Below are 14,570 nucleotides of genomic sequence, written 5' to 3' on the forward strand. Positions count from 1 at the left end.
GCCGATCAGTCGTGGTCTAGGCACGTTCCCTTGCTGAAGGATGGGATTTCCCTTTTTCCGATGGCGTTCCCGCTATTTCTGCCATCTAAAAAAGGGCCGCCGGCGGGAAGTCCGGCGGCCCCGAGGTGCCTTCCAGGGGGCCAACCCGAGGAAGGGAACTGGGGAACGATCACCCCATTCCCGTGGTACGGCCGGGGCGGGGCGGTTCCTGTCGTCAGAAATCGTATTTCAGGCGCACATAATAATAGCCACCGTCGTAACCGTAGGGGCTGCTGAAGGAGTACTGCTGGCCGACGCCATAGGTGCCGAACTCCGGCCGGATCTTGGCGGGGTATTTGTCGCCCACGTTCTGGCCGCCGATGCTGGCGGTCAGGTCGTCCAGCACCTTGTATGAGACCTCGGCATCGAAGATCCAGGCGGGGTCGAAGTTCTGGCCCAGGCAGGTGGTGCCGCAGATGCTGACGTTGTCTTCCCAGGCGCCGAAATAGCTGGCGCGGCCCAGGATGCTGAATTTGCCGATGTCCCATACACCGGTCAGCGTGGCGCGGTAGTGCGGGCTTTCGTTCTGCAGGTCCTGCACCTGGCCCAGCCCGATGACCGTGGGGTTGTACTTGGTGACGACCGTGTGGTTGATGTTCATGGCCGCGGTGGCGTGCAGCTCACCCGCCGTATCCAGGTCGAAGGTCTTGTTGGCGACGATGTCGACGCCTTGGGTGCGGGTGTCGAAGCCGTTGGCGAAGTAGTTGACCTGGCCGCCCACGCCCACCGCCGCCAGCGCCGGCTGGGCCACGATGTCGGCCGCCGTCACCGAATAGGTGCTGGTGATGCCGATGCGATCCTCGACCTTGATGTTGTAGTAGTCGACGGTCAGGTTGACCTTGTAGGGCAGGTCGAAAACCAGGCCGCCGGCGATGTTGAACGAGGTTTCGGGCTTCAGCGCCTGGGCGCCGTAATAGCGGGCGATGGCGCTGCCCACGGGGTAGGTGCCCTGTTCCACCGGGTTACCGTTCTGGAAGATGGTGGTGACCTTGGACACGTTCTCCTGGCCCGGCGTCGGCGCGCGGAAGCCGGTGTTGACGGAGGAGCGGACGGCCAGCCAGTCGGTCAGCTGATAGCGGCCGGTGACCTTCCAGTTGGTGGTGTTGCCGAAGTCGCTGAAATCCTCATAGCGCAGGGCGAAGCCCAGGCTCAGGTCCTTGATCACGTCCGCTTCGGCATCGGCGTAGAAGGCGTAGTTGCTGCGCGGGAACTGGCCGGCGTCGGTGGGCGTGAAGCCCGGCATGCCGTTGGACCCCACCGGCACGTAGGCGGCATAGGCGCCGGAGGTGTATGAGGCCGCGTCGCCGGGCGTGATAGTATAGGTCTCGCGCCGGTATTCCGCGCCGCCCGCCAGGGTCAGGGGGCTGGCGAGCCAATCGATGTGGACCGGGTAGGTCAGGTCCAGGTTGAGGTCGGTCTCCTCCTGCGTCTGGGTGCCGACGTAGAACTGGGTGGGGCTGCTGGGGCCCAGCGAGGGGTTGACGGTATTGGTCAGGTTGTAGCGCACCTCATCCCGGCCATAGCTGGCGCTGGCGTCGATGATCAGGCCGGACTTCAGCGTCGTCTTGTAGCCGCCGGTGATGCTGCTATCCAGGATGTCGCCGTAGAACCAGGGGTGGTAGCCGCCCGGGTAGACGCTGGCCCAGGAGAAATTGCCGCCGCTGGTCAGGGGGAAGGTCGTGCCCAGCCAGCTGCTGACCGGGTCGCGGTAGTAGAAGCTTTCCTTCTCGTTGCTGTGGCCGAAGTTGCCGAACAGGTAGATCTTGGAATTGTCGGTCAGGTCGATGCCGCTGTTGATGAACAGCCGCTCCGCCTCCACCGCGTTGTCGCCCCAGCGCTGGTTGGGCGTGGGATAGCCCTTGGGGCCGGGGTTGTAGCCCGACGCCTTGAGGTCGGTGACGTCGCTGCGCTCCACGCCCCGGTCGGTGGGGTCGTTCTTCTGGTACTCGGCGCTGATGTTGACGAAGCCACGGTCACCCAGGGGCAGGCCGGAATTCACCTGGATGTGGCCGGTGGCGCCGTCGCCGGCATAGTCCTGGCCCCATTGCACGATGACGCTGCCGCCGTCGGCGGCATCCTTCAGGGTGAAGTTCATGACGCCGGCGATGGCGTCCGACCCGTACTGGGCGGAGGCGCCGTCGCGCAGCACCTCCAGTTGCTTGATGGCGATGGCCGGGATTTGGTTCAGGTCGGCACCCTGCGAGCCCGAGGTCTGAGCATCGCCGGCGATCTGCACCAGGGCCGAGCGGTGGAACCGCTTGCCATTGATCAGCACCAGGGTCTCATCCGGCGGCAGGCCGCGCAGCGTCGGCGGGCGCACAATGCCCGAGCCGTCGTCGCTGGAGAAATGGCCGACGTTGAAGGAGGGCACCAGGGTGCGGATCAGGTCCTGCGTGTCGCTGCCGGCCTGGCGCTCCAGATCCTCCGGCGTGAAGACGTCGACGGGGGAGGGGCTGTCGGCCACCGAGCGGTCGATACGGCGCGTGCCGGTGACGATGATCTCGCCGAGGTTGTCCGCATCGGCGGGTGCCGTCGCGGCCCAGGCCCCGGATGACAGCGGAATGGAGGCCAGCGCCGTGCCGGCCAGAAGAGTCAGCGCAGTAAAAACGCGCGCACGTCGCCATTCATGCGCGGACCACCGCGCACTGCCGCAAAATCCCATATGAAGTCTCCCAGATTATCGTTTCGATACGCTCTGGGTCGCTTCGTGGTGATTTATCCCTATTTGCCCGTTTCGCGCTTGCGGCACGTTTTGCTCTTGGGGAAAGCGTACGGGACGCGACTTAGGGTTGGGGATGCGACATTTCGCCTTCGGCTGAACGGGATATGACCTTGCCGTGCCGCTGATGGGCAGAGCGATCAGCGCAAGAGGGGGCTGTCCGGGGCCAAGGCCAGGTAAAGCCAGCCGTCCTCGATGACCAAGGGCAAGGATGCCAAGGACATACCGCGGCAGGGCCCGTCGGTGCACAGGCCGCTGTCGGCGTCGAAATGGGCGCCGTGGGCGTAGCAAAGGATGCGCTGGCCGTCACCGGACAGGAAGCGGTCCTTGCGGTATTCCAGCGGTACGCCCTGGTGGGGGCAATGGTTGCGGTAGACCCGGATGCCGTCGCTGCGGCGCAGCGCGAAAACCGTGTCGCGGCCGGATTTGGCCGGGTCGAAGCCCCGTGCCTGGCCCACCGGCGGCAAGGCATCCAGGGCGCATAGCGGGGTAAGGTGGCTCCTCCCCGGAGCTGCCGCCCCGGGGATATCGGATGGGATGGCCACCTCAGTGCGCGCCGCCCTTAGGCGGCGGACCGCTGGGGAACCACTTCTCCCGCGCCGTGAACAGGAACAGCTGGGAATTGTCCGCCCCCGGCGGACGGTGGCGGGCCTCCCACGTGTCGTCGTGCAGGTCCATGTCGGCGTCGTACTCCACATGGCAGCCCAGCGGGCTGTTGAAGTACCAGAACCAGTTGGACCCGAGGTAGTGGCGACCGGGCCCCCAGAAGGTGGTGTAGCCCTTGGCCTCGAACTGGGTGCCGGCCAGCAGCACCTCGGTGCCGCTGCCCAGGTGGAAGGTGAAATGCTCCACCCCCTTCATGAAGGGCGGCGTCTGGATCAGGAACAGGGTGTGGTGGTCCTGCGTGCCTGCCGGGCGCAGGAAGGGGCCGACGCCGATGAACTTGTCCGTCAGGCGGAAGCCCAGGCGGCTCACGTAGAAAGCTTCCGCCTGCTCCATATTGGGAACGAACAGCACCACGTGCGACAGGGTGCGCGGCTCGACCTTCATATCCCAGTTGATGCCCAGCAGGTTGGGCCCGCGCTGGGGCGGGTGGCCGGGGGCGTTGGTCAGGTCGGCCGGGGCGGTGTAGGGCCGGCGGATGGTCAGCGCGAAGCTGAGGTGGAAACCGGAATCGTCGTCGGCGTGCACACTGCCGCCCTCGCCCCGGCGCACCTCACGGTCTTTGGACAGTTCCGCGGCGATGGCCTCCAGCGTCGCCGCGTCGCCCACGCCGTAGACGATCTCGCGGATCGAGGGGGCGGGGCCGATGGCCGGCGGCAGGCGGGGGTCGTCGGCGGCGCGGATGACGACACAGGTGCCGTCCAGCGCCTCGAACCGGCCGTCACCGGCCGGCGTCAGGCCGTAATCCGTCAGATACTGGCTGCAGGCGTCGACATCGTCGACACCGAACACCAGGGCGTCCGGTCCGATGATATTCATGAGGCGTTCGTCTCCCGAGTAGGGGCCGCCCTCTCCCGCGGGGCGATCCAGCTTGAAATCTAGGGATCCGGTCGCGCTGTTAAAAACCGTTCCTATCCATTGCACGTATGGATGAAACCGATGGGTCCGCCCGCAGGAGGGGGCGGCATCTATGGATGCCGCCAATAGATCCCTAGCGGAAATATCCATTTCCCATGGGGTCGAGGGCCGTCGCCGGTGCCGCCTGATCCCAGCTACTGCTGCACCAGTTCCACCCGCCGGTTCTGCGCCCGGCCGTCGTCGCTGTCGTTGGTGGTGACGGGGGCCAGCGACGCGACGCCCTTGGCCGCCAGGCGCCCTTGCGCGATGTGGTAGGTGCCGGTCAGGGATTGCGCCACCGCGTCCGCCCGCCTCTGCGACAGGTCCAGGTTGTGGGCGAATTGCCCCTGGCTGTCGGTGTGGCCCACGATGTAGACCTTCAGGGCCGGGTTGCTGTTCAGCAGCTTGGCCATCTCATCCAGTTGGGCCTTGGATTCCGGCTTCACCTCCGCCTTGTCGGTGTCAAAGTAGATGCCGTAGAGCGCGACCTTGCCGCTGCTGGCCAGGCTGTTCTTCATGGTGCCGCTGTCCATGATCTGCACCTGGCCGGTCTGCATGGGCTGGATTTCCACCACCTCCTCATTCACCAGGGTGCGCTGGTTGGAGCTGTCTTCCATGATGTGCAGGAAGACGTAAGCGTCGCCGGTTGGCCGGGGCAGCTTGGCCAGAATGGTGCGGTGGGCGCCGCCGAAGGCGGCATTGCCCTTGCCTGGGGTCAGCACCTTGCCGGAGTTGATGACCAGCCGCTGGAAGTCGTCGCCGCATTCTTCCTTGGCGCAGCGGAACACCATCTGGAAGCCGGCCTTCTGCAGTGCGTCCTGGTAGTTGCGTTCCACCTCCAGCGTCGATTTGCCGGTGGCGATGGTGTACCAGACGCGGGTCACCTTGCCTTCCAGGTGCAGGCCCTCGGCCTTGTCTTCGTCCTTCACCGGCCGGTCGGGCAGGAAGGCCTCATCGAAGTCCTTGTGTTCATAGGCGGTGATGGTGGCGCCGGCGAAGCGTGAGACCAGCGGATGGTCTTTGGAACCGGGCACGTCGCCCGCGGCCAGCACCGGGGTTGCCGCCAATAACGGCAGGGCCACCGTCAGTACTGCCTGGTAGTTCCTGGCTTTAATGGAATGATAACGAGAAAAGATCGTCATGATCGTTCCAAATCCGCTGTCGTTGTTCGTGAAATGACGGATTTGGATAGGGTGCGGTCTGCTGCCAGGCAAGGCCAAGGGCCCGATTCTGGACTGGGTATGTCACCGGGAATACGGTGTTAGAGGTAGCGGCCTGTGCGCCTGGGAGATGACAAGGCCCTTGCGTCCCTTGGTCATTAATATCTCAGTGATGGTGATGCCCGCCGCCGCCGGTGGCGAAGGGATGGCGTTCGGCTTCCTCCGCCTTGGCCGCCAGCACAGCGATCGCGGCCGGCGTCGCCGGGAAAGGGCCCTGCCAGATGGTGCGCAGGGCGCCCCGGCTGTCCACCAGCACCAGCAGCGGTCCCTCTGGGGCGCCACCAATGGTCCGATAGGCCACGGCCGCTTCCGGACTGGTGCTGCCGCAGGCGGTCGCGGGCGGGGCCCGGTCGGGGTCGGTGCTGACGATGATGGGCACCACCGGTGTTGCCTGCACCGCCGCCAGGGCTTGTGGGGGCACCTCGGCATAACCAATGGCCAGCAGCAGCGGGTGGCCGGTGAGGTCGGCCAGGCTGCCGGTCCTGGCCAGCGCGCCGTCGGCCGGACAGCTCAGGTCCAATTCCGGGGCGGGCATGCCCCAGGTCCACACGCCCTTGGCCTCCGCCACCGTCGTGCCGCTGTTCAGGGTGTGGATGTAGTCGATCAGCGCCCAGCGGTCGTCTTCCGCCAGTTGGCCCTCGAAGGCCGGCATGACCGGCTTGCCGTCCGGGTCGGGCATGCCGTGGCTCAGCCACCAGAAGATGTCGCCCTCGCTGTGGTCCAGCAGATGGTGGGCCGTCAGGTCGGCGGGCGGGATGCTCAGCTTGGCCGCGTCGGGCCCATCACCGGCGCCGCCAGCGCCATGGCAGCGGGCGCAGTGGCCGGGGAACAACGCGGCCCCCTGCGCCACCGAGGCGGCGGTGAAGCCGGTGGGGGATGACCAGTAACTGGTGGGGAAGGCCTCCACCGTCAGCAGGTCCAGGTCAGGCACGCCGAACCACAGCGCGGCACCGGCGGCGGCCAGGGCCGGCAGGCGTAGGGCCAGGGCGGGCCGGCGCCAAGCCCCAGGCCAGGGGGGCATTACGGCCAGGGCCAGGCCCAGGATGCCCAGGCCGGTCAGGAGGATGGCCCTCCACGCCAGGCCGCCGTAGTCGGGATCGGACAGGATCTCGCCGCTGAGTTTGCGGGTGAAGGGCCACAGTGGCTGGTCATGCACCCCCGGCACGATGCTGGCCAGCCAGGCGGCCAGGGCCACCACGGCAATACCCAGGGACAGTTCCACCAGCACGCAGGTGCGCAACATCCCCAGCGGCACCGTGCCCCGGGCCAAGCCGGGGGCAATGCGCCAGCGGTTCAGCGCGGCACAGCCCAGCATCAGGGCGAACAGCACGGCCTTGGCGATGGCGACATGGCCATACGTGGTGCCGATCAGGCCGGCCAGGGTACCGATCAGGCCCATGCCGTTCAGCAGGGCGGTGGCAGCCAGCAGGGTGACGCAGGTGACGCCCAGGGTAGAAAAACGCATGGCCAGATCAGCCGCCAGCGCCGGACGCGACAGGGCCAGCAGCAGCCCGGCCATGCCGCCCAGCCAGGCGCCGGCCGCCAGCAGGTGCAGCACCTCCGCCACCAGGCCCGGCAGGCTGGCGGCGTCGAAGGTGACGGCGACATGGCCGACGCCGGCGTGCAGCGCCAGCGACAGGCCCAGCAGGCCGGCCAGCCTTTGCACCGACAACCGTTTTTCCAGGACCACCGCCGCGACCAGCAACGCCAGGCGGGGCAACACGACATGCCCGTAACGGGTCGCCGCCGTGGCAGCCAGCGCACCCAGCACGGCGGCGGGGTTGTCGTCACCCACGAACACGGCCGCCTGCGCGGCGAACCACAGCAGCCCGGCCGCGACGGCTGTTCCCGCCGCCCCGCGCGTCCAGCGGCGCAGGGTGGCGGTCAGGTCGTCACGGGCGGGGCCCGCGGGCGCCTTCGCCACCACCAGGGCGGCGAAGGCGGGCAGGCCCCAGGCGGCCAGCGCCAGGGCGAGATGCAATGCCCGGGCGATGGCCAGGCCGGTTTCCAACGTGTTCATAAGATGGGTTTAGACGCCTTACTTCTGAACCTCAAACGTGAAGCTGCCATTGGACTTGTGGGTGTCGACCGAGGTGACGGCCCAGGTCACCGTGTAGGTGCCGGGGGTGGCGCCGTCGATGCCGACGATCAGGTGCTTGGCGTCCGCCGGATCGGTGTGGGTGTCGCCCTTGTCCACCTTTTTGCCGTTCGGACCAGGCCCGGTGACGGTGATGGTGCTGAACTTGGGCTCCAGATCCTCGGTGAACCATGCCTCCACCTGGGTGGGGCCGGCGACGGTGCTGCTGGCGGTGGGGACGGAACGCTTCAGGTGGGCGTGGGCGGCCGCGGTGCCGGCCAGGCCCAGGGCGATGACGAAGGCGGCGGCGGAGGCCGCGACGGTGCGGTAGGTCATGGGGCGTATCCTTGAGATGAAAGGGGAAACGGGTGACGTGACCGGGCGTCAGAGCGACACTTTCAGGCCGCCGAAGAAAGTCCGCCCCGGGAAGGGATGGTAGAGGAAGTACTTCTCATCATTGAGATTGTCGACGCCCAGGTCCAGCGTCAAATTGTCCAGCACCTTGTAGTCGATGTGGACGTCGGCGACGAGGAAGCTGTCGAAGGCGCCGAATACCTTGGCCACGCTGTCGGTGTTGTCCAGCGTCGAATACTGCTTTCCACTATAGCGGCCGGCGATGGTGAAGGCCCATTGCTCGTCCGGCCGGTAGGTCGCCGCCAGGGTGACGCGCCAGTCCGGGACGTAGGGCACGTGCTTGCCCGTGGCCGTGGTGCCGGTGGTGCTGGCGAAATTGGGGTCGGACAGGATGGTGCTGTCGACATAGGTGACGCTGCCCGACAGCTCCAGCCCCTTGACCAGCACATCCTGTTGGCTGGCGGCCAGCTCGACGCCCCGGTTGCGTACCTCATCCACGTTCACGGTGTAGCTGACCGGCGTGGATCCCGTCAGGAAGGCGGTCTGGGCGATCAGGGCGTCGTGGGTGTTCTCCTGGAACAGCGACAGGCGGACGCGCCCGTCCGCGAAGGGGCCATCGGTGAAGCTGCGCTCGATCGCCAGTTCGCCGCTCAACACCCGTTCCGGCTTCAGGTTGGCGTTGGGCGCGGTATAGGTCAGGCCCGTCTGCACCAGCTGGTACAGTTCGCTGACCGTGGGGAAGCGATAGGCCTCGCCGAACGAGGCGGTGACGTGCCAGTCGCCGGTGGGTGTCCAGGTCAGGGTCGCCTTGGGTGAGAAGGCGCCCCTTTCCGTGTCCGGCTGCTGCACCCCCTTGCCGCCGCTGTAGTTATAACCGTCGAAGGCCTGCCAGCGCTCCAGCCGTCCGCCCAGGGTGGCGGTCCAGTCAGGCAGGAAGCTCCATTCATCCTGCGCCCACAGGGCCAGGGTCTGGGTCTTGCCCCGGCCGCTGCTGTACAGGCTTTGACCCTGGTCGCTGCCGCCCTGCCAGGTGGCGGTGTTGTAGGTGGGATTGACCAGCTCATACTGGTCGGCGTGCAGGCCGGCGCTGACGGTATTGGACGGCGTGGTGCGCCACAGGGCCTTGGCATCCACATTGGTCCAGTTGGTGCCGTCCATGCGGGCGATGCGGCCGGCGGTGCTGAAGCCGGTGCCGTTGGCGGTCACGCCGGTGGGGGTGCGCTGGATGTCGTCCAGCATCTCATAATGGCTGGCCGTCACTTCCGCGTCCCACGTGTCCTTGCTGTCGCTGCGCAGGGTGACGCTTTGGGCCAGATGGCTTTGCCACAGGCTGTACTTGCCGCTGGCGAAACCGGACAGGCCGGCGAAGGTGGCGGCACCGGTGCTGTCGCGCAGATAGGTCTGCACGTCCGACGTCGCGTCGTTCTGCCAGTACCCAAGGGTGTAATTCAGCCGCCAGACCGGTGACAGGTCATACCCCAGCTTCAGCTTGGCGTTGGTCATCTGGGTGTGCAGCAGGCCGCTGGCGCCCACCACGTCGGCGACGGCCCCCGTCTTGTTCTGTGCCAGGAAGGTGCCGCTGGTGCCGGTGGGCACCTTGGCGTTGGTGACGAAGCTCAGCGGCTGGCTGTCGCTGTCCTGGTAGTTGGCGCTCAGCGACCAGGTGAACCGCCCCAGGCGGTCGCCGACATGGGCGCTGGTCTGCGAGGTCACCAGATCCTTGTGTGTGCCATAAAGGCCGAAGCTCTGTACCGCCTCCGACTGGCGGGCATCGGCCTCCAGTTTCTCGGGCGTGCGGGTGGTGATCTGCACCACCCCGCCCATGGAGTTGCCGGCGTAGGCGGCGGAATAGGGGCCGTACAGCACGTCGACCCGCTCGATCTCCTCCGGCGCCACCAGGCCCCAGCGCGGGGCGCCGATGGTGTTGTTGTTGGCGATCAGGGCCGAGATCAGCACGTCGTCGGCATAGACCAGGGTGCGGGCGCTGGAGTTCACGCCCCAGGTGCGGGTGGCCAGCACGGCCTGGGTGTCGCCGTTGTTACGCTTACGCAGGAACAGGCTAGGCAGGTATTTCAGCGCGTCCTCGCTGTCCAGGACGTTCTGCGTTTCCATGACCGTGGCGCCGGTGACTCCCACCGCGGTCTGCGGGGCGGCGTACTTCTCCAGGGCCGGCCGGTCAGCGGTGATGACGATGGGGTTGGCTGCAAGGTCCAGGTCGGCGTCGGCCTCCGGCGCCGGGGCGGCCAGGGACGGGGCAGACGGAACCATGCCCAAGAGGCCGACGCCCAGGGCGATGGCGGCGGTGAGCGGGCGGCGCGACGGGCGCCGGGATAGGCATACCATGAAGGTGATCCCTTCGGGGGACGGCCGGCGGCGGCCCGGGACGGTGCCGGGCGGCGCGGGACACGGCCGTTCAGGACAGGGGTGCCGTCGCCGGCCCCGGAAAGGGGCCGGACGGCGGGCGATGTCGGGGATGCCCGAGGTGGGAAGGCCGCTGGAACGCGGGGTGCCCCGGGCTCAAGCGGCCAGGGGCGGGGCGCGGGCGCCGGGGGTGCCGGGCAGGCGCGAGGTGAAACGCCGGGCCCGGGTGCTGGGCCGCCAGCTTTGCCGCGCCTGCCGCGTGGGCAGCGCCAGGATCAGCAGCAGCAGCGGGACGGCCAGCGCCGCCAAGGCGGCGAAGGCGCAAGGCCCCATATGGTCCTGGTCGCCGCCCGGCCGGTGGTCGTGATGGCCGGCATGACCTGATGGCGTCAACAGGCCGCCGGGCTCGGCGTCGGGGTGATGGTGATGCACGTGCGCCACGGAGGCGGGCGGCATGGGGGCATCCCAGGGGGCGTCCATGGGGGCCATCACCTGATCCAGCACGTCATGCACGCCAGGGCAGAGCATGAAGGGCGCCGGCCCGCCACCGGTGTTGACCATATAGCCGACAGGAATCAGCCCGCGCAGTAGCACCGCCGCCAGCACCAGCCAAGCCCATCCGCGCGGCGCACGCCGGGCCCGTCCGAGGTCCAGGAACCTCAGCGCGGCGGCCAGCACAGCCGACAGGGGGGACAAGGGGCGGAGTGTCATAATGCTACTTTTGTGCGCGCAAAGATTGTTAATCAGCAACCAGAACGATGTGCCGCCAGCATCCTATCCCGGTTCCGATTTGTCTACCCTGAGATGGGTCAAGCCTGCCATCGCCACCGGATCACCGGTGTGGATTCGGCCGGGTGTGCGCTGCGTCGATCCGATTCTATAAAAAAGGCCCACCTCCGGGAACTCGAAGGCGGGCCTTTTCACGACTCCGAACCGTCAGTGGATCAGAATTTGTAACCGGCCGTGAGGCGATAGTACCGGCCCAGAACGGCGCTGTAGTAGCGGGGAAGGGCTGTGCCGCTCGCGCCCGTATAGCCCGCCTGCGGGAAGGGAACGTGGGAATTCAGAACGTTATCCACCAGGAAGCGTATGCGATAGCCGCCCTCGAACTCATAGCCGGCCGAGGCGTTGTACATCACGTACGGGTCCATGACCGGGTACTGGTAGTTGGATAGCGGTGTGTTCACGTTGAGGCGGGTTTCACTATAGTACTGGGTTTGCCATAGGAAATCGAACCCGCCATTCTTGTAGTTGATGTTGGCGGTGAAGTTGTTGCGGGGTTCTTCCACTGCACCCACCGTGTACTGCTTATCGCCAGTGCCCACCTTATAATAATGGCTGAAGGTGTGCAGGTAATTGACGCTGAAGTCGATGGCGCCATAGTTGGCTGGCAGGCCCACGTCCTCCAGGTTGAAGGCATAATCCAGTTCGGCCTGCAGGGCCTTGAAGCTTTCGATGGCGGCGTTGTAGTAGCCCTCGGCCACCGATGTCACCTGCCCACTGCCATCGCGCGCGAAGGTGCCGCAGAACGAATTGCCGGGGGCGCCGTCATAGCAGGCGTCCAGCAAGTCGGTGGCGCTCAGTTGCGCGATTTCATTGGTGATGTCGATGCTGATGTAATCAGCGGATAGCGTCAGCCCGGGGGTGTAACGGGGGCGCAGCACCGTGCCCACCGTCCAGCTATCGGCGATTTCGTTCTGCAGGTGTGGGTTGCCGGAACTGGTGCCTGGGCTGGTGAAGTCGACGATGTCGGACGTGAAGGGCTGGGTGATGCCGGCGGCGGCGCAGTTTGCGGCGCGGTTGGCCGGGTTGGGGCCGCCGGTGATGTAGCGTTGGTCGCAGGGGTCGTCGGCGGTGGTGTAGATCTTGCCCGTGGGGCTATAGGCCTCGGTCACCGCCGGGGCACGGAAGGACCGGGTGTAGTTGCCGCGCAGGGTGATGTCGCGGATGGGCTGGTAGGTGCCGCCGCCGCTGTAGGACCAGAAGGTGCCGGTCTGGCTGTTGTCGACGAAGCGCGCCGCCCCCTGCAGTTCCAGGTTATAGATCAGCGGCAGATTCATGTCCGGCGCCACCACCGGAATGTCCACTTCGCCGAAGCCTTCGTTGGTGTGGTACTCGCCCGCCACCGGGTCGATGGGAATGCTGTTGCCGAATTGGGTGCGGGTGCCGTCGCCGTTGGGCTGTCCGTAATAGAACGCACCGGGATCGAAGGCGGTCGTCTCGCGCCTGTATTCATAGCCCAGCGAAAACTTTGCGTCGCCGGCGGGCAAGGTGACGATGCTGCCGCCGATGTTGGCCAGCACGTCGTACTGGGCATTGTCTTGGCTGGGGTCGGCGATAGCGGTGATGTAATCCGTTGCCGCCTTGCTGGCGTGGTTGATGCCGAAGATGTTCAACGGCGCGCAGGTGCTGCTCAGCGTGGCGATGGCGGCGTTGGTGTAGCCGGGCGCGCAGACGATGTTGCCGCTGCTGTCCCGCACCGCGTTGATGGCGTTGAAGAGGTTCTGGGTCACCACCTGCCGGTCCTCGTTCGAGGTTTCCGACTTGCCGTAGGTTCCCGTCACGTCCCAGTTGAAGGTGCGGTCAAGCGCCGAGAAGTCACCCTCCAGCCCCGCTACGACGCGATAGACGTTGGTCGTGCTACGGAAGGCGCCGGTGGCGAGATCCGTGTTGGCGCGGGCCATGTAGAAGGTGCTGGGGTCGGCGTCCGCGGCCACCAGGTTGTTGATGATGGTTTGGCGGTCGGCGGCGCTTAGATAGGGGTTGTCCGTGCTCAGGATAAGGTTGCCGTTGGGATCGCCCGCATTGCCGAATTGCGCGGTGTTGTAATAGGGCTGGTCGCGCAAGTTGGCGGCACGGAGGTGGCCGTACCACAGCTCTGTATTGAAACGCACATGGTCGGTCAGGTCGTAATGACTGAGCAACGTGACCTGGGTCCGGTTGCTTTCGACCTGCAGGTTGCCGTAGTCGGCAAGGGGGAAGCCGCTGCCGCCGGCTTGATAGATGGCGTTGCCTGTCAGTTGGCCATTGATGAACGGCGTCAGCTGGCCGTTGGGGCCGAAGTACAGGGCCTGGCCGGCGTCATTGGTGATGGCGGACGCGGCTTGGCCCCGGGAAATAGGTATGCCATCGTCCACCATGGGCATGCCGGTGTTGGTGAAGATATTGTAATGCCGGCCGCCGGAATAGAGCTGCTGTGTGAAGGTCTGGCCTTTGGTGGCGCTGCCGTAGAATTTACTGGCGCCGCCAATGGTGCCCTTGCGGTCTTCGTCCGTAAGGCCATTCTGCTTATCGTACTGGACCGCGACAGTGATGTTGCCGCGGCCGTTGTTGAAGTTCCGGCCCAGCACCGCCGAGGCGTTGTAGTCGGCAGCGTCGCCATATTCCGACAGGCCGCTGGACACGCTGACGTCGGCGCCCTGGTAATCCTTCTTCAGGATGATGTTGACGGTGCCGGCGATAGCGTCGGAGCCGTAGATGGGCGCGCCGCCCACCGCCACCACTTCGGTGCGGTCAACCAGGGCCGTGGGGATGGCCGACAGGTCCACCGGGCTGCCGGCGACGGCGCCGAAAATGGACGAACTGGCGGACGACACGAAACGGCGGCCGTTCACCAGCGTCAAGGTGCGCTGGGAGCCCAAATTGTACAGGTCGGCGAAGGTCTGGCCGGCGCCAAAGGAACCCTGGCTGCCCACGGGACTGTTGCCCGGGACACCGAACGCCGGCAGCTCTTGCAGCGCTTGGCCCAGGTTGGTAAAGCCACGCTTCGCGATCTCATCCGATCCCATGACCTCGGCCGGCTGCATGGTGTCGAAGTTGGCGCGCTTGATGCGTGAGCCGGTGATGACGATTTCGTTGAGGGAGGTCGTCTGCTGCGTGCCGGTGGCGGCGGTGTCGGCCGGTTGCTGAGCGGCTTGCGCCACCTGCGCCGGCGCAGGAGTTGCGTCCCCAGCCTGCTGAGCCCAGGCGCTGGCGGCCGTTCCCATGGTGCCGATGGCGGCGCCAACCATCAGGGATAGGCGCAAGGGGTTGATTTTTTGGCAGAAGTGCGACGATTGGGTAGACCGACCCATAGTTGCCCCCGTTGTTATTGATGCCTGTTATGGCATCAATGGGAGGTTGACCAAACGGTCAGGGTCAATCCTGTTTTGTTGCTCTCTTGTTGATGTTCAAAACGAACGTCGCAAGAATGCAACACAATGAATGGAATTTTATAACTTTCTGGTGCGGTGGGATGGCC

9 protein-coding genes are annotated in these 14,570 nt (G+C 66.2%); all 9 read right to left on the reverse strand.

Features of this window, described 5'->3' with window-relative positions:
- Positions 1-214 precede the first annotated feature (214 nt).
- Positions 215-2,701: a TonB-dependent receptor plug domain-containing protein gene (locus Y958_RS28780; RefSeq protein WP_244909741.1), complete on the reverse strand. Its 2,487-nt coding sequence runs from the start codon at positions 2,699-2,701 to the stop codon at positions 215-217.
- Positions 2,702-2,898: 197 nt separating this feature from the next.
- Entirely contained in the window at positions 2,899-3,216 is a 318-nt protein-coding gene (locus Y958_RS28785; RefSeq protein ID WP_244909742.1) for a Rieske (2Fe-2S) protein, read from the reverse strand.
- Between the two features lie 88 nt (positions 3,217-3,304).
- Positions 3,305-4,240: a VOC family protein gene (locus Y958_RS28790; protein ID WP_088875368.1), complete on the reverse strand. Its 936-nt coding sequence runs from the start codon at positions 4,238-4,240 to the stop codon at positions 3,305-3,307.
- A 233-nt stretch (positions 4,241-4,473) separates the two neighbouring features.
- Positions 4,474-5,460: an OmpA family protein gene (locus Y958_RS28795; RefSeq protein ID WP_088875369.1), complete on the reverse strand. Its 987-nt coding sequence runs from the start codon at positions 5,458-5,460 to the stop codon at positions 4,474-4,476.
- A 184-nt stretch (positions 5,461-5,644) separates the two neighbouring features.
- Positions 5,645-7,558 carry a CopD family protein gene (locus Y958_RS28800; RefSeq protein ID WP_088875370.1) on the reverse strand — a complete coding sequence of 638 codons (1,914 nt, stop codon included), beginning with the start codon at positions 7,556-7,558 and terminating at the stop codon, positions 5,645-5,647.
- An 18-nt stretch (positions 7,559-7,576) separates the two neighbouring features.
- Entirely contained in the window at positions 7,577-7,951 is a 375-nt protein-coding gene (gene copC / locus Y958_RS28805; RefSeq protein WP_088875371.1) for a copper homeostasis periplasmic binding protein CopC, read from the reverse strand.
- 48 nt (positions 7,952-7,999) lie between these two features.
- Positions 8,000-10,312 carry a TonB-dependent receptor gene (locus tag Y958_RS28810; RefSeq protein WP_088875372.1) on the reverse strand — a complete coding sequence of 771 codons (2,313 nt, stop codon included), beginning with the start codon at positions 10,310-10,312 and terminating at the stop codon, positions 8,000-8,002.
- A 174-nt stretch (positions 10,313-10,486) separates the two neighbouring features.
- Entirely contained in the window at positions 10,487-11,041 is a 555-nt protein-coding gene (locus Y958_RS28815; protein WP_145727918.1) for a hypothetical protein, read from the reverse strand.
- Positions 11,042-11,274: 233 nt separating this feature from the next.
- Positions 11,275-14,355, reverse strand: coding sequence for a TonB-dependent receptor domain-containing protein (locus Y958_RS28820; RefSeq protein ID WP_211098833.1), 3,081 nt, complete (start codon positions 14,353-14,355; stop codon positions 11,275-11,277).
- Positions 14,356-14,570: the final 215 nt, after the last annotated feature.

It is taken from the genome of Nitrospirillum viridazoti CBAmc (assembly GCF_000730165.1).
GTDB lineage: Bacteria > Pseudomonadota > Alphaproteobacteria > Azospirillales > Azospirillaceae > Nitrospirillum > Nitrospirillum viridazoti.